The 14,743-nt window shown below is 74.6% G+C and carries 15 protein-coding genes; 10 read left to right on the top strand and 5 right to left on the bottom strand.

Annotated features, from left to right (window positions below; genetic code table 11):
- Positions 1-60: 60 nt before the first annotated feature.
- Positions 61-408 carry an iron-sulfur cluster assembly accessory protein gene (locus ABC795_RS06925; protein WP_284490907.1) on the bottom strand — a complete coding sequence of 116 codons (348 nt, stop codon included), beginning with the start codon at positions 406-408 and terminating at the stop codon, positions 61-63.
- 151 nt (positions 409-559) lie between these two features.
- Here ABC795_RS06925 and ABC795_RS06920 point away from each other — a divergent pair, with 151 nt between their 5' ends.
- Entirely contained in the window at positions 560-1,177 is a 618-nt protein-coding gene (locus ABC795_RS06920) for a DUF3043 domain-containing protein (RefSeq protein WP_347060207.1), read from the top strand.
- 279 nt (positions 1,178-1,456) lie between these two features.
- A complete protein-coding gene (locus ABC795_RS06915; RefSeq protein WP_347060205.1) occupies positions 1,457-2,440 on the top strand; it encodes an aldo/keto reductase family protein in 984 nt (327 codons plus the stop codon).
- A 68-nt stretch (positions 2,441-2,508) separates the two neighbouring features.
- Here the strand turns inward: ABC795_RS06915 and ABC795_RS06910 are convergent, their stop codons facing one another.
- Positions 2,509-2,721 carry a hypothetical protein gene (locus ABC795_RS06910; protein ID WP_347060204.1) on the bottom strand — a complete coding sequence of 71 codons (213 nt, stop codon included), beginning with the start codon at positions 2,719-2,721 and terminating at the stop codon, positions 2,509-2,511.
- A gap of 123 nt (positions 2,722-2,844) precedes the next feature.
- Here ABC795_RS06910 and ABC795_RS06905 point away from each other — a divergent pair, with 123 nt between their 5' ends.
- The 4 genes from ABC795_RS06905 to ABC795_RS06890 all read left to right on the top strand — a co-directional run bounded on the left by ABC795_RS06905 (position 2,845) and on the right by ABC795_RS06890 (position 5,304).
- Entirely contained in the window at positions 2,845-3,291 is a 447-nt protein-coding gene (locus ABC795_RS06905) for a phage holin family protein (protein ID WP_347060203.1), read from the top strand.
- Complete coding sequence (locus ABC795_RS06900; protein WP_347060202.1) at positions 3,288-3,803, top strand: DUF3618 domain-containing protein; 516 nt, start codon at positions 3,288-3,290, stop codon at positions 3,801-3,803. Before ABC795_RS06905 ends, ABC795_RS06900 begins: the two co-directional genes overlap by 4 nt.
- Positions 3,800-4,072: a DUF4235 domain-containing protein gene (locus tag ABC795_RS06895; protein ID WP_347060201.1), complete on the top strand. Its 273-nt coding sequence runs from the start codon at positions 3,800-3,802 to the stop codon at positions 4,070-4,072. Before ABC795_RS06900 ends, ABC795_RS06895 begins: the two co-directional genes overlap by 4 nt.
- Positions 4,073-4,161: 89 nt before the next feature.
- Positions 4,162-5,304 (top strand): YihY/virulence factor BrkB family protein, encoded by a 1,143-nt coding sequence (locus ABC795_RS06890; protein WP_347060200.1) that lies wholly within the window; start codon positions 4,162-4,164, stop codon positions 5,302-5,304.
- A 23-nt stretch (positions 5,305-5,327) separates the two neighbouring features.
- On the opposite strand, the gene gcvT is transcribed toward ABC795_RS06890, so the two are convergent.
- Entirely contained in the window at positions 5,328-6,446 is a 1,119-nt protein-coding gene (gcvT, locus tag ABC795_RS06885) for a glycine cleavage system aminomethyltransferase GcvT (protein ID WP_347060199.1), read from the bottom strand.
- A 92-nt stretch (positions 6,447-6,538) separates the two neighbouring features.
- Here gcvT and ABC795_RS06880 point away from each other — a divergent pair, with 92 nt between their 5' ends.
- Complete coding sequence (locus ABC795_RS06880; RefSeq protein ID WP_347060198.1) at positions 6,539-8,050, top strand: leucyl aminopeptidase; 1,512 nt, start codon at positions 6,539-6,541, stop codon at positions 8,048-8,050.
- 182 nt (positions 8,051-8,232) lie between these two features.
- Here ABC795_RS06880 and ABC795_RS06875 read toward each other — a convergent pair whose 3' ends face one another.
- Complete coding sequence (locus ABC795_RS06875; RefSeq protein WP_347060197.1) at positions 8,233-8,580, bottom strand: oxidoreductase; 348 nt, start codon at positions 8,578-8,580, stop codon at positions 8,233-8,235.
- Between the two features lie 152 nt (positions 8,581-8,732).
- Here ABC795_RS06875 and lpdA point away from each other — a divergent pair, with 152 nt between their 5' ends.
- The 3 genes from lpdA (at position 8,733) to ABC795_RS06860 (ending at position 13,013) form a co-directional block, all read left to right on the top strand.
- Positions 8,733-10,112, top strand: coding sequence for a dihydrolipoyl dehydrogenase (gene lpdA, locus ABC795_RS06870; RefSeq protein ID WP_347060196.1), 1,380 nt, complete (start codon positions 8,733-8,735; stop codon positions 10,110-10,112).
- A gap of 48 nt (positions 10,113-10,160) precedes the next feature.
- Positions 10,161-12,023, top strand: a complete 1,863-nt coding sequence (gene sucB / locus ABC795_RS06865; protein WP_347060195.1) for a 2-oxoglutarate dehydrogenase, E2 component, dihydrolipoamide succinyltransferase — start codon at positions 10,161-10,163, stop codon at positions 12,021-12,023.
- 84 nt (positions 12,024-12,107) lie between these two features.
- Positions 12,108-13,013 carry a TIGR01777 family oxidoreductase gene (locus tag ABC795_RS06860; protein WP_347060194.1) on the top strand — a complete coding sequence of 302 codons (906 nt, stop codon included), beginning with the start codon at positions 12,108-12,110 and terminating at the stop codon, positions 13,011-13,013.
- A gap of 22 nt (positions 13,014-13,035) precedes the next feature.
- On the opposite strand, the gene ABC795_RS06855 is transcribed toward ABC795_RS06860, so the two are convergent.
- Positions 13,036-14,652: a serine/threonine-protein kinase gene (locus tag ABC795_RS06855; protein ID WP_347060192.1), complete on the bottom strand. Its 1,617-nt coding sequence runs from the start codon at positions 14,650-14,652 to the stop codon at positions 13,036-13,038.
- Positions 14,653-14,743: the final 91 nt, after the last annotated feature.

Here is a 14,743-nt window from a genome sequence, read left to right as displayed (position 1 = left end):
AAGGCCCCGTCCAGAGCCTCGCCCCGAGCATGCGAGGGGTGAGGAGGACGGGGTCCTCTCTCAGTTGAAGGAGTCGCCGCAGGCGCAGGAGCCCTGCGCGTTGGGGTTGTCGATCGTGAAGCCCTGCTTCTCGATGGTGTCGACGAAGTCGATGACCGCGCCACCCAGGTACGGGCCGCTCATCCGGTCGACGATGACCTCGACGCCGTCGAAGTCGTAGGTCTGGTCGCCGTCGAGGAACCGCTCGTCGAAGAAGAGCTGGTACCGCAGGCCGGAACAGCCCCCGGGCTGGACGGCGATGCGCAGCCGCAGGTCGTCGCGGCCCTCCTGGTCCAGCAGCGCCTTGACCTTGGCGGCCGCGGGGTCGCTCAGCACGACGCCGGTGGCCGTGGTGTCCTGCACCGTCATATTCCTGTCCTCTCCCTCCGGGGTGTCCGCGTAGGCGGTCCTACTGCGGACGAACGCCGTCGGAACGGCCCCTCTTCCCGTGCGCACCCACTGTACGGCTCGGCGCTCGACCTGCCAGGGTGCATTGCTCACACACGTAGACTCCACGGCCGTGAAGCTCCGCCTGCCCGGCCGCCGTGACCACGCCGAGACGACCACCGCCACGTCCGGCGACGACGGCGAGCTGACCACGCAGCTGCTGAAGGGCGGCGGCAAGGGCCGGCCGACGCCGAAGCGCAGCGAGGCGCAGGGCCGGCGCCCCGGCCCGCCCCCGCCGCCGCCCACCACGCGCAAGGAGGCCTACAAGCGCATGCGCGAGCAGCAGGCGCAGCGCCGCGCGGAGACCCGCCAGGGCATGGCCCGGGGGGACGACGGCTACCTCCCCGCCCGCGACCGCGGCCCGGTCCGCAAGCTCGTGCGCGACGTCGTCGACAGCCGCCGCAACATCGGCAGCCTCTTCCTCGCCGTCGCCGCGGTGGCGCTGGTCGGCACCTTCGTGCCCAGCCTCGCGGTGAAGAGCTACTCGAGCTTCGTCCTCCTCGGCTTCTTCTTCCTGCTCATCATCGACTCGGTGGTCCTGGGCCGGAAGATCAAGACCGCCGTGGCGAGCCGCTTCCCCGACGGCGACCACAAGATGCGCGGCCTGGTCTGGTACGGCATCAGCCGGTCGACCATGATCCGCCGGTGGCGCTTTCCGAAGCCCGAGGTGCCGCTGGGCGCGGAGGTCTGAGCACCGGCCGTCGCCCCGGCACGACCCCGGACCGCCGATGCGGGTGAGCCTGCTCGGCACCGGCGGCCGTGGGTGCGGCACGCCGGGCCGCTGACCGTGGCCGGGCCCTTCCCGTGCTGGACGGCGTCCGGCTGCTGCACGCGACCGACACCGGCATCATGCGGCGGCGCTCGCCGACCGGTCGGCCACGTGTGGCGCCCGGGCCGCCGGCGACGGGACCACGCTGCTCGCCGGGGTTGGGCGGGCGGTGGTCCGGCGCGGCGCCTAACGTCGCGGTCCGTGGAATTCAGACGCCTCGGCCGCTCCGGCCTGACCATCTCCGAGATCGCGTACGGCAACTGGCTCACCCATGGCGGGCAGGTGGAGGAGGACGCCGCGGTGGCCTGCGTGCGCGCGGCCCTGGACGTCGGCATCACCACCTTCGACACCGCCGACGTCTACGCCGGCACTCGGGCCGAGACGGTGCTCGGCGCGGCGCTGGACGGGCACCGCCGCGAGTCGATCGAGCTCTTCACCAAGGTCTACTGGCCCACCGGCCCCGGCCGCAACGACCGCGGGCTGGGGCGCAAGCACATCATCGAGAGCTGCCACGCCTCGCTGCGCCGGCTGCAGACCGACTACGTCGACCTCTACCAGGCCCACCGGTACGACCCGACGGTGCCGCTCGAGGAGACGATGACCGCCTTCGCCGACCTCGTCCGCTCCGGCAAGGCGCTCTACATCGGCGTCTCCGAGTGGAACGCCGAGCAGATCGCCGCCGGCGCAGCGCTCGCCCGCGAGCTCGGCGTCCAGCTGATCAGCAACCAGCCGCAGTACTCGATGCTGTGGCGGGTCATCGAACCCGAGGTCGTGCCGACGTCGGAGCAGGAGGGGCTCTCCCAGATCGTCTGGTCACCGCTGGCGCAGGGCATCCTCACCGGCAAGTACCGGCCGGGTGAGCAGCCGCCGGCCGACAGCCGCGCCGGTCACCCCGAGGCCGGCCAGTCGATGCAGCGGTTCATGACCGACGACATCCTCGGCCGGGTGCAGCAGCTGCGCCCGATCGCCGACGACCTGGGGCTGTCGATGGCCCAGCTCGCGCTGGCGTGGGTGCTCCAGAACCGCAACGTGGCCGCCGCGATCATCGGCGCCAGCCGCCCCGAGCAGGTCCACGACAACGTCGCGGCGGCCGGTGTGGTCCTGGACGCCGAGGTGCTGGCGCGGATCGACGAGGCCCTGGGCGACGTCGTCGAGCGGGACCCCACCAAGACCGCCCGCGGCTGACCGGGCAGTTCCTCCCGGGCCGGCGCACCGGCCCGGGAGGAACCTGACCCTGAAGGTGAGCTTAAGCGTCAGTCGGCCGCCAGGCCCATCGGGCCGTAGGCCTTCCGGTCACCGTCGAACAGGGTGACCGTCGCGACGCCGCGGTCGAGCAGCTCCCGCCAGTTCTCCCCCAGCCACGACTCCGCGTCGCCCTGGTTGTCGGACTCGGGCACCTCCACCCCGACCGCGGCCGGGTCGAGGGGGGATCCAGCGGGGTCCTCGAGACGCCAGTGCCAGCTCATGCGCCGAAGGCTAGTGGCGGCGGTCCCCCGGGGGCAGCGTTGCGCCGATGTGATCGACCCGCCGGTTACGCCTCGACCGCCGGGGGCATGGACGTCCATCGACCCGTCCCAACCGGAGGACCGATGACCGCACCCCGCCCCGACGCGACGGCCGGCGCCACCCGCGCCGACGCGACCCCCCTGCCCGAGAATGCCTCGACCGGGCAGCTGATCGGTCAGCTCACCGAGCAGATCAGCCGCCTCGTCCGCGACGAGGCGCGCCTCGCCCAGGCCGAGGTGACCCAGAAGGCGAAGAAGCTCGGCGTGGGCGCCGGCCTCTTCGGAGGTGCCGGGCTCGTCGCCTTCTTCGGAGCCGCGGCCCTGATCACCGCGGCCATCCTGGCCCTGGCCCTCGTCCTGCCCGGCTGGCTCGCGGCGCTGATCGTCGGAGTCGTCCTGCTGGCCGTCGCGGGCGTTCTCGCCCTCCTCGGCAAGAAGGACGTCCAGCAGGGCTCCCCGCCGGTGCCCACGGAGGCCGTCTCCAGCGTCAAGACCGACATCGCGACCGTGAAGGAGAGTGCACGCCGGTGAGCACGCCCAGCGGGTCACGGCCCGACGACGCACAGGCCGCCAACGGCCCCACCGAGCCCGACGCGATCAGGGCCGACATCGAGGCGACCCGGGAGCAGCTCGGCCGCACGGTGGACGAGCTCAGCCAGCGCCTCGACGTGCCCGCCCGGGCCAAGGAGGGTGCGGCGCGCGCCAAGGACACCGCCGTCGAGACCTACCGCGAGAGCCCCCCTGCGTTCGCCGGAGCCGGCGCGGCGCTGGCCGGGCTGGTGGGCCTCGTGCTGTGGCGACGGCGACGCGCACGGCGGCGGGCAAGCACCGAGGAGCTGCTGGTCGGTGCGCGGGTGGGCCGCAAGCGCGAGGCCAAGCGGGCGCGCAGGGAACTGGCCGCCCGGCGTGCCGCCGCGCAGAAGGCCACCAAGCGGGCCGAGAAGGATGCGCGGAAGGCCGCCAGGCGGTCGGAGAAGGATGCGCGGAAGGCCACCGCGCAGGCCCGGAAGGCGGCCCGTCGAGGCGCGAGGAGGAAACGTTGAGCAAGGGAGCAAAGCTCGCCTACCGGCCGATCGGCCTGGCAGCGGGTATCGCGGCCGGTGCCGTCTCCGGCGCGGTCTTCAAGCAGGTGTGGAAGCGCATCAGCGGGGAGGACGACGCACCGGACGCACTCCAGAGCGAGTACCCGATGTGGGAGATCGTCGTCTCCGCGGCCCTCCAGGGCGCGATCTTCGCGGCCACCAAGGCGACCATCGACCGCCTGGGCGCGCAGGGCTTCACCAGGCTCACCGGGGCGTGGCCGGGCGACTGACGCCTGGGCGGTGGCCGGAACCCCGGTTCCGGCCACCGGCACACCCCTCACCCCGCAGCCGGACGACGGCCCAGCACCAGGGAGACGCAGTGACCGGTACCCGCCCTCGCGAGAGCGCCGTCGACCGCATCCGCCAGCGCGTCGAGGAGAAGGCCGCCCGGCGCGCCGCGGCGGCCCGGACGACGGCCGACGGCGGCCGGTCGCAGGACGCGAACCGCCTGCCCGCGGGCGCCCCGGGTCCCGCGCAGCTGCCGGGGATCGACGCCGGCTCCCCCACGCAGATCCCCGCGCGCGGGTGGAAGCAGATCCTCAAGCGCGCCTGGGCGGAGAACAACGCCGACAACATGCCGATCATCGCGGGAGGGGTGGCGTTCTTCGGCTTCCTGGCGATCTTCCCGGCGCTCCTGGCGTTGATCTCCATCTACGGCCTGGTGGCGTCCCCCGAGCAAGCCGCCGCCCAGGTCGAGGAGTTAACCGCCGGCCTGCCCGAGGCCGCGCAACAGCTCATCGAGGACCAGGTCACCGCCGTGACCGAGAACGCCGGCGGGGCGCTCACCCTGAGCCTTGTGGTCTCGATCCTCGCGGCGCTCTGGAGCGCCTCCGGCGGCGTGAACAACCTGGTCAAGGCGGTGAACATCGCCTACGACGAGGTGGAGACCCGCAACTTCCTCAAGCTCCGGGCGCTGTCCCTGGTCCTCACGCTGGGCGCCATCGTCTTCGTCGTGCTGACCATCGGCCTGGTCGCCGTCCTGCCGGTGGTGATCGATCTGCTGCCGCTCGGGTCGGTCGGCACCGTGCTGGTGGAGATCGCGCGCTGGCTGCTGCTGCTGGTCGTCGTCGCGGGGTCGCTCGCGGTGCTCTACCGGGTGGCCCCCGACCGGGACGCGCCGAAGTTCCGCTGGGTCAGCCTCGGGTCGATCGTGGTCACCGTCGTGTGGGCGCTGGTCAGCCTCGGCTTCACCATCTACGTCAACAACTTCGGCAGCTACGACAAGACCTACGGCGCGATCGCCGGCGTGATCGTGCTCATGCTGTGGCTGTACCTCACCTGCTACCTGGTGCTCCTCGGGGCGGAGATCAACTCCGAGGCCGAGCACCAGACCGGCCTGGACACCACCGACGGCGAGCCGATGCCGATGGGCGAGCGCGACGCGGTGAAGGCCGACACGCTGCCGGCCAAGGCTGAGCCGGAGAAGGGCGACAGCGACCCCACCCGCAAGGCCGCGCCGTAGCGGCCTCCCCGCGCGGCCCGGTCTCAGCGCACGTGCGAGGGGACGAAGGGCGGCTTGACGACCTCCGCGGCCTGCGGGCGGCCGCGGACGTCGACGGCGACCTCGTCGCCCGCGGCCACGCCGGCGGCGGTGTCGAGCAGCGCCAGGCCGATGCCGGTCCGCAAGGTCGGCGAGAAGGTGCCACTGGTCACCTCGCCCACGCGGGTGCCGTCGGCGCCGAGCACCGCCATGCCCGGGCGCGGGATCCCGCGCCCGGTGGCCTTCAGGCCCCACAGCTGGCGGGCGGGACCGGCCTCCTTCTCCGCCGTCAGGGCCTGCCGCCCCCAGAACGCCGGCTTGCGCCAGCCGACGGCCCAGCCTGCGCGGGCCTGGTTGGGGGTGATGTCGCGGGACAGCTCGTGGCCGTGCAGCGGGTAGCCCATCTCCGTCCGCAGCGTGTCCCTGGCCCCGAGCCCGCACGGGCGGATGCCCAGGTCCTGCCCGGCCTCCAGCAGCGCGTCCCACATCTCGCCGGCCCGGTCGGCCGCCACCAGCAGCTCGTAGCCGTGCTCCCCGGTGTAGCCGGTGCGGCACACGGTCACCTCGGCGCCGTTCCCGCCGGTCCCGGTCACGAACGACATGTAGCCGATCTCGCCGGGCACCCCGAGCAGTTCGAGGACCTGGAGCGACCGCGGCCCCTGCACGGCCAGGACGGCGACCTCGGCGTGCCGGTTATCCACGGTGACGCCTGCCGGAGCGGCGTCGGCCAGCCGGCCCAGCACCTCGGCGGAGTTGGCGGCGTTGGGCACCAGGAGCACGTCCTCGGGGCCGTGCAGGTAGACGATCAGGTCGTCCACCACTCCCCCGGCGTCGGGCTCCCCGTCCGGTACGCAGCACAGCGTGTACTGGGCCTGGCCGGGCCCGATGCGGGACAGGTCGTTGGTCAGGCACGCGTCCACGAAGGCCGCGGCGCCGGGCCCTCGGACCGTCCCCGTGCCCAGGTGGGAGACGTCGAACAGGCCGACCCCCTCGCGCACGGCCGCGTGCTCGGCGAGCACACCACCACCGGCGTACTCGATCGGCATCGACCAGCCGCTGAAGTCGGCGAGCTTGGCCCCGGCAGCGAGGTGCCGGTCGTGCAGCGGGGAGGTCAGCGGGGTCACGCACGGCACGCTAGCTAGCGCGCCCTTCCCGCGGGTGACCCGCCCCGAGCGGGTGCGCGGTGGCGGGCAGGGGGTCCTCCTAGGATCGAGCGGTGCCGCCGACGATCTCCGCCACCGACCACCCGCTCGAGAAGCTGACCGGCGACGCCGTCGTCGTCGCCGTCGGGAAGGGCCCCGACGGGCCGCTCCCCACCCCCGGCGCCGAGGCCGTCGACCGCCTGCTCGGCGGCCGGCTGCTCCCGGCGCTGGCCGACCTGGGCGCCCGCGGCGCCGAGGACGAGGTCACCCGGCTCCCCTCCTTCGGCCAGGGCCCGTTCCCCGTGGTCGCCGTCGTCGGCCTCGGCGCACCCGAGCCGTCCGGTGGCTACCGCCCCGAGTCCCTGCGCCGGGCCGCCGGGGCCGCCAGCCGCGCCCTGCGCGGCCGCCGCTCGGTGGTGAGCCTCCTGGCCGCCGTCGGCGGGACGCCGGATGCCGAGCGGCTGCACGCAGTCGGCGAGGGGGCGCTCCTGGGCGCCTACGAGTTCACCGCGTACAAGTCGCAGCTCCCCAGCGACCGCCCGGCCCCGCCGAGCGAGTTCACGATCGTCGTGCCGGGGGCCGGTGCCGCCGAGGTCGCCCTGCGCCGGGTCCGTGCCGTCGCCGACGCCGTCGCCCTGGTGCGCGACCTGGTCAACACGCCGCCGAACGACCTGTACCCGGCCGAGCTGGCCGCGCGCGGTGCCGCCGCCGGGGAGAGGCTCGGGCTGACCGCGGAGATCCTCGACGAGGACGCGCTGGCGGCCGGCGGGTACGGCGGCATCCTCGCCGTCGGTGGCGGGTCGACCCGCAAGCCGCGACTGCTGCGCCTGTCCTACGCGGGCGAGGGCGCCCGCACGAAGGTCGCGCTGGTCGGCAAGGGCATCACTTTCGACAGCGGCGGCATCTCGATCAAGCCCGCCGCGAAGATGGAGGACATGAAGAGCGACATGGCCGGCGCCGCCGCCGTGATCGCCACCGTGTGCCTCGTCGCGCAGCTCGGCCTGCCCGTCGAGGTCATCGCGACCGTCCCGATGGCGGAGAACCTGCCCAGCGGCACCGCGTACCGGCCGGCCGACGTGGTGACCTTCCGCAACGGCAAGAAGGCGGAGATCACCAACACCGACGCCGAGGGCCGGGTCGTGCTGGCCGACGCGATCGCCCGCGCCGCGGAGGACTCCCCCGACGTCCTGCTGGAGACCGCCACCCTCACCGGCGCCCAGATGGTCGCCCTCGGCGCCCGCACCTCCGGCGTCATGGGCAGCGACGACATGCGCGACGCGGTCATCGCCGCGGCAGAGCGCAGCGGCGAGTCCATGTGGCCGATGCCGCTGCCGGCGGAGCTGCGCAAGGGGCTGGACTCGACGGTCGCGGACTTCGTCAACGCCAACACCGACCGGCTCGGCGGGATGCTCGTCGGCGGGCACTTCCTGGCCGAGTTCGTGCCGGCCGGGCTGCCGTGGGCGCACATCGACATCGCCGGGCCGAGCTACAACACCGCTGCTCCCTGGGGCTACACGCCCAAGGGCGGCACCGGCGTCCCCGTCCGGACCCTGCTCGCCACGATCGAGGCGCTCATCGCCGAGTGACGGAATGGATCGGCCCTGGGCAGGGGCCCGCCGCGAGCGTCAGCGAGCGGTGGAGAGCCCGGGGGCCTTCTGCTGATCACCAGGGGGCCTGGCCCACGTCCGACCGTGAGCCAGGACGCGGCACGGTGAGCCGGGACGGCGGACGGCGCGCGGACGGCGCCGGTCCTCGAGCCGCGGTGCGGTCAGCGGAGGCGGTTCTGCTTCTGGCGGGCGCTCCAGTCGCGCATCCGCTGGGGATAGCCGGTCACCTGGGCGTCGTAGACCGGGATGGCCAGGTCCTTCGACAGCCTGCGCGCCACGTCGGGCCCGTCGATGCGCCGACGGGTCCACTCACCGTCGGCCGCGACCAGGACGATCGTCGCCTCGGTGACCGCCGTGCGCGGCTCCACGTAGCCCTCGACACCCCGGCGGGTGGCCACGAACTGCTCCAGGTGGCTCAGGTCGGTCCGCTGCGAGGCGCGGTCCAGCGTGGGGCGGCCCGCACCGCCGGCACGCCCGCGGTGGCGGCGCCACCGGTCGAACAACCCCATCGGTCTCTCCGCCCCTTCCTGACCCGGTTGATCACCTCGACGCCCGCGAGAGCAACGGTGCTACCGGCCAGGTCGTTCCCGGGGTGGCAGGATGGGCCCCAGCCCCCGCCCGCTCGAGCGGGGAAGCCGTCCGTCCCGAACGAGGAGCACCCGTGAGCGCACCCACCTCCCCCGCCGACCTGGTCATCCTCGGTGGTGGCTCGGGCGGATACGCCGCGGCGTTCCGCGCCTCGGAGCTGGGGCTGAACGTCGTCCTGATCGAGAAGGACAAGGTCGGCGGCACCTGCCTGCACCGTGGCTGCATCCCGACCAAGGCCCTGCTGCACGCCGGCGAGGTCGCCGACCTGGCCCGCGAGGGCGAGCAGTTCGGCGTCAAGACGTCGCTGGCCGGCATCGACATGGACGGCGTCAACAACTACAAGAACGGCGTCATCTCCAAGCTCTACAAGGGCCTGCAGGGTCTGGTGAAGGCCCGCAAGATCACCTACGTGGAGGGCGAGGGGCGGCTCACCTCCCCCACCACGGTCGAGGTGAACGGCCAGTCCTACGAGGGCAAGCACGTCCTGCTCGCCACCGGCTCGTACCCGCGCACGCTCCCGGGCATCGAGCTCGACGGCACCAAGGTCATCACCAGCGAGGACGCCCTGGACCTCGACCGGGTCCCCAGCTCGGCGATCATCCTGGGCGGCGGCGTCATCGGCTGCGAGTTCGCCAGCGCCTGGAAGTCCTTCGGCGTGGACGTCACCATCGTCGAGGGCCTGCCGCACCTCGTGCCGCTGGAGGACGAGTCGTCCTCCAAGCTGCTTGAGCGCGCGTTCCGCCGCCGCAAGATCGGTTTCGAGCTGGGCAACAAGGTGTCCGGCGTGCAGACCACGGACAACGGCGTGAAGGTGACGCTGGAGAACGGCAAGGAGCTGGAGGCCGAGCTGGTGCTCGTCGCCGTCGGCCGCGGCCCGGTCAGCTCCGGCATCGGCTACGAGGAGGTGGGCGTCGCGATGGAGCGCGGCTACGTCCTCGTCGACGAGTACATGCGCACCAACATCCCGACGGTCTCCGCCGTCGGCGACCTGGTGCCGACCCTCCAGCTCGCGCACGTCGGCTTCGGCGAGGGCATCCTCGTCGCCGAGCGGGTGGCCGGGCTCGAGCCCGCGCCCATCGACTACGCCGGCGTTCCGCGGATCACCTACTCCGACCCCGAGGTGGCCTCGGTCGGCCTCACCGAGGCCCAGGCCAAGGAGCGCTACGGCGAGGTCAAGACGCTCACCTATGACCTCGCCGGCAACGGCCGCAGCCAGATCCTGAAGACGACGGGCGCCGTCAAGCTCGTGCAGGCGCCCGACGGCCCCGTCGTCGGCATCCACATGGTGGGCAGCCGCGTCGGCGAGCTCATCGCCGAGGCCCAACTGATCTACAACTGGGAGGCCGAGGCCGACGACGTCGCCGGCCTCATCCACCCGCACCCGACCCAGAGCGAGGCTCTCGGCGAGGCCCACCTGGCCCTGGCCGGCAAGCCCCTGCACGTGCACGGCTGATCGACCCACTCCCCCATCCCGCACCGCGCCAGAAGGAGCACTGCCCCGATGCCGACGTCCGTCACCATGCCCGCCCTGGGCGAGAGCGTCACCGAGGGCACGGTCACCCGCTGGCTCAAGCAGGAGGGTGACCAGGTCGAGGTCGACGAGCCCCTCCTCGAGGTCTCGACCGACAAGGTCGACACCGAGATCCCCTCGCCGGCGGCCGGCGTGCTCACCAAGATCCTCGTGGCCGAGGACGAGACCGTCGACGTCGGCGCGGAGCTGGCCGTCATCGGCGGCGGCGACGGCGACGAGGACGCCGCCAGCCCCCCTGCCTCCGCCGAGGACGCCGACACCACGCCGCAGACCCCCGACCAGCAGGTCGAGGACGCCGGCTCCGGCGGACAGCAGGAGGAGCCCGCCGCCGAGCCCGAGCAGCAGCCGGCCCCGGCCGCCGAGTCCGGTGGCGGCGGTGGAGGTGGCGGTGGCGGTGGCGAAGGCACTCCCGTGACCATGCCGGCGCTCGGCGAGAGCGTCACCGAGGGCACCGTCACCCGCTGGCTGAAGGCCGTGGGCGACGAGATCACCGCCGACGAGCCGCTGCTCGAGGTCTCCACCGACAAGGTCGACACCGAGATCCCGGCGCCGGTCAGCGGCACGTTGCTGGAGATCACGGTCAACGAGGACGAGACCGTCGACGTCGGCGCCCAGCTCGCCGTGATCGGCACCGGTGCGTCCGGCGGCGGCTCCGCCCCCGCGGCTCCCGCACCGCAGCAGGAGACGCCGAAGCAGGAGGCGCCGGCCGAGCCGGAGCCGCAGGCGGCCCCGAAGGCCAAGGAGGCCGACCCCGCGAGCGCCCAGCCGGGTGGCGACTACGGCGCGAGCGGCGCCCAGCCGTCGGACTCGCCGACCGATGCACCCCCGCCTCAGGTCGCTCCGCAGGCGCGCTCCGCCCCGGCCCCGTCGGGTGACGGCGGCGGCGGTCAGTACGTGACCCCGCTGGTGCGCCGCCTGGCCGCCGAGCACGGGGTCGACCTGAGCAGCGTCTCGGGCACCGGCGTGGGCGGGCGCATCCGCAAGCAGGATGTGCTCGCCGCCGCGGAGAAGCCCGCCGCGCCGGCCCCCGCGCAGCCCGCCGCGTCGGCCCCGGCCGCCTCCGGGGGCACCCGCACGCCGTCGCCGGCCGCCACGCCGGACACCTCGGTGCGCGGCCGCACCGAGAAGCTCTCCCGGCTGCGCGCTGTGATCGCCCGCCGCATGGTGGAGTCGCTGCAGGTGAGCGCGCAGCTCACCACGGTCGTCGAGGCCGACGTCACCCGCATCGCGCAGCTGCGGCAGCAGGCGAAGGGCGACTTCGAGGCCCGCGAGGGCGTCAAGTTGTCGTTCCTGCCGTTCTTCGCCAAGGCGGCGGTCGAGGCCCTCAAGCAGCACCCGTCGGTGAACTCCTCGATCGACCTCGAGGCCGGCACGGTGACGTACCACGACTCCGAGAACCTCGGCGTCGCCGTGGACACCGAGCGGGGCCTGCTGGTGCCGGTCATCCACCAGGCCGGCGACCTGAGCCTCGGCGGGCTGGCCCGCAAGATCGCCGATCTGGCGGAGCGCACCCGCACCAACAAGGTGACCCCGGACGAGCTCGGCGGTGGGACGTTCACGCTGACCAACACCGGTAGCCGCGGCGCCCTGTTCGACACGCCGATCATCAACCAGCCCCAGGTCGCCATCCTCGGCACCGGCTCGGTCGTGAAGCGGCCGGTCGTGGTGCAGGACGCCGAGCTGGGCGAGGTCATCGCAGTCCGGTCGATGGTCTACCTGGCCCTCACCTACGACCACCGGATCGTCGACGGCGCCGACGCCGCGCGGTTCCTCACCACGGTGCGCGAGCGCCTGGAGGCCGGCCAGTTCCACGGCGAGCTCGGTCTCGCCTAGTGCGCCTCCGCTCGGGGCCCCGGTGACCACCGGGGCCCCGAGCCCTTCCTGCCTACGCAACCTGTGCCCGCTGGGGAGTGCCGCATGAGGATCGCCGTCGCCGGGGCGTCCGGGATGATCGGCCGCGCCCTGCTACCCGCCCTGCACGCCGGCGGGCACGAGGTGATCCAGCTGGTGCGACGCACCCCGCGGACCGCCGACGAGCACCGCTGGGATCCGCAGCACCGGCGGATCGACCCCACCCTGCTCCGCGACGCCGACGCCGTCGTCAACCTGGCCGGCGTGGGTGTCGGTGACCGGCGCTGGAACGAGCGGCACAAGCAGGCGGTCCTCAGCAGCCGGGTGGACACCACGGCCACGTTGAGCGAGGCGCTGGCCGACGTCGCCTCCGCCGAGCCCGACCGGCCGCGGGTGCTGCTCAACGGCTCCGCGGTGGGCTGGTACGGCGACACCGGTGACCGCGTCGTCGACGAGTCCGACCCGGCCGGGGACGACTTCCTGGCCCGGGTCTGCGTGGCCTGGGAGGGGGCGACCACGCCGGCCGCCGACGCCGGCGTGCGCGTGACCAACCTGCGGACCGGCCTGGTGCTGGGGCACGGCGGGCTGCTCGGCCGGATGCTGCCGCTGTTCCGCGCCGGGCTCGGCGGGCGGCTCGGCTCCGGCCGGCAGTACGTCCCCTGGATCAGCCAGGCGGACGAGGTCGGCGCGATCTGCTTCCTGCTCACCCACCCGGTGGCGGGCCCGGTCAACCTCAGCGGGCCCGAGCCGGTGACGAACGCCGGGTTCACCGCCGCCCTGGGCCGGGTGCTCCACCGGCCGACGGCGCTGCCGGTGCCTCGTCCCGCGTTGCGGATCGTGCTCGGCGAGTTCGCCGACGTCGCCGTGCTCGCGGGACAGCGGGCCGTGCCCACCAGGCTCACCGAGGCCGGTTACCGCTTCGCGCACCGCGACGTCGACTCCGCCCTTCGCGCCGCCGTCGCACGACCCTGACCCCCTCCCCGCGCGGTCCAGCTCAGCCGACGCGTTCGGCCTGGTCGATCCGCCAGCCGGCGGGCGTGCGGACGAGCACCATCCGCACCTCGGCGTCCGGCCGGCCGGTCACCGTCCGCAGCGGGAGGCCGGCCGGGTCGTCCGCCGCCAGCACGCGGTAGTCGGGCCACCGGTCGGTGAGCAGGAGCTCGGCCCGGTCGGGCGAGGCCTCGGTGACGGTGAGCTCGACGACGGCCGGGGCGAACCCGCCGAGCGTCTCCCCCGCGGCGGCCAGCCGCCGCGCGTGCTCTTCGTCGGCGGCCAGCAGCGGGCTGCCCGCGGGGTAGACGTCGGTCAGCCGGGCCGGGGTGCCGCTGAGCCCCTCCGCCCGCCGCGCGTACAGCTCGGCCACGAGGACGCGCCACTCGTCCGGGCCGTCCGGCGCTGCGGTCTCCGGCAGCCCGGCGGCCGCGACGGTCGCGGGAGGCGCGGGGGGCGCGGGGGGTTCGGGTGAGGCGGCGCCCGGAGAAGGCTGGGTGGCGACGGTCGCCGTCGTGGCGGTGCCCGGCGCGTCGGCGCCCTCACCCCAGCGGGTGCCGGCCCACGCCGTGACGGCCAGCGCCGCCACCACCAGGGCGGCGACCAACGACCCGCGGGCCAGCGGACCCGTCGCGGTGCCCGGGCGCCGGGCGCGCCGGCGGCCCCGGGCCGGCGCCTCGACGACGACCGGCGCCGGCCGGGGGCGGCGGCCCGGCACGACGTGGGTGAGATCGGTGCGCGCGTCGGGGCGGCCACCGGCACCCGCCTGCATCCCGGCCGACAGCGCCACCGGCTCCGGCCGGCAGGCGTGCCGCAGGTCCCGCGCGAACGCCGTCGCGCTCCCCCGGTCGTGCGGATCGGCCGACAGCCCGCGGCGGATGACCCCCACCAGCTCGGCCGGGGCGTCCGGTGCGAGCTCGGCCAGGTCGGGGAGGTGGCCGTCCGCCGCCACGGCGAGGGTGTCGGCGGGGGTCGCGGCGTTCCACGGCGCGATGCCGGTCAGCGCGTGGAAGGCGGCGGCCGCCACCCCGAAGACGTCGGACGCGGGGCCGGGTGCGCCCCCGCGGGCCACGACCGGGTCGACGTAGGCGGGGGTGACCTCGGCGGCCGCCGTCTCGCCGAGCATGCGGGCGACACCGAGGTCGGTGAGGACCGGACGCCCCTCGGCGGTGAAGACGACGTTGCCCGGGGAGAGATCGCCGTGGACCACGCCGTGGTCGTGGGCGTGCGCCAGCGCCGCCGCCACCGGCGCGATCACGGTGACCACCTCGCCCGGGCGCAGCCGCCCGCGCCGCCCGAGCAGGTCGGCCAGGCTGCCCCCGGCGAGGAGGTCGAGCACCAGCGCGACCCGCGGCGCCCCGCCACGGCGCGGCTGGTGGACCACCTCGTGCAGCCGCACCAGGTGCGGGTGGTCCAGCTCGCCCAGCAGGGCGGCCTCGCGGGTCTGCCGCTCCGGGTCGCCGGCCACCAGCACCTTCACCGCGACCGGCTCCCCACCCCCGCGCGGAACGGCCCGCCACACCTCGCCGGACGCGCCCCGGCCGAGCAGCGCCTCGAGGGAGTAGCCGGGGACGGCCGGCGGCGGTGCGGCACCGGGACCGCAGGGTGGGACGACGGACATGACGGGGAGCGTAGGGCGAACCGACCCGCCCGCGCCGGCACTGTCCACAGGCTCCGGCCCCGGGGGCGCGGTCCGCGGACGCCGGCTCCGG

Origin of the sequence: Blastococcus sp. HT6-30, from assembly GCF_039729015.1 — a bacterium.
Lineage (GTDB): Bacteria > Actinomycetota > Actinomycetes > Mycobacteriales > Geodermatophilaceae > Blastococcus.
The sequence above is the reverse complement of the archived record's forward strand: the minus strand, read 5'-3'. Positions and strand labels throughout refer to the sequence as shown.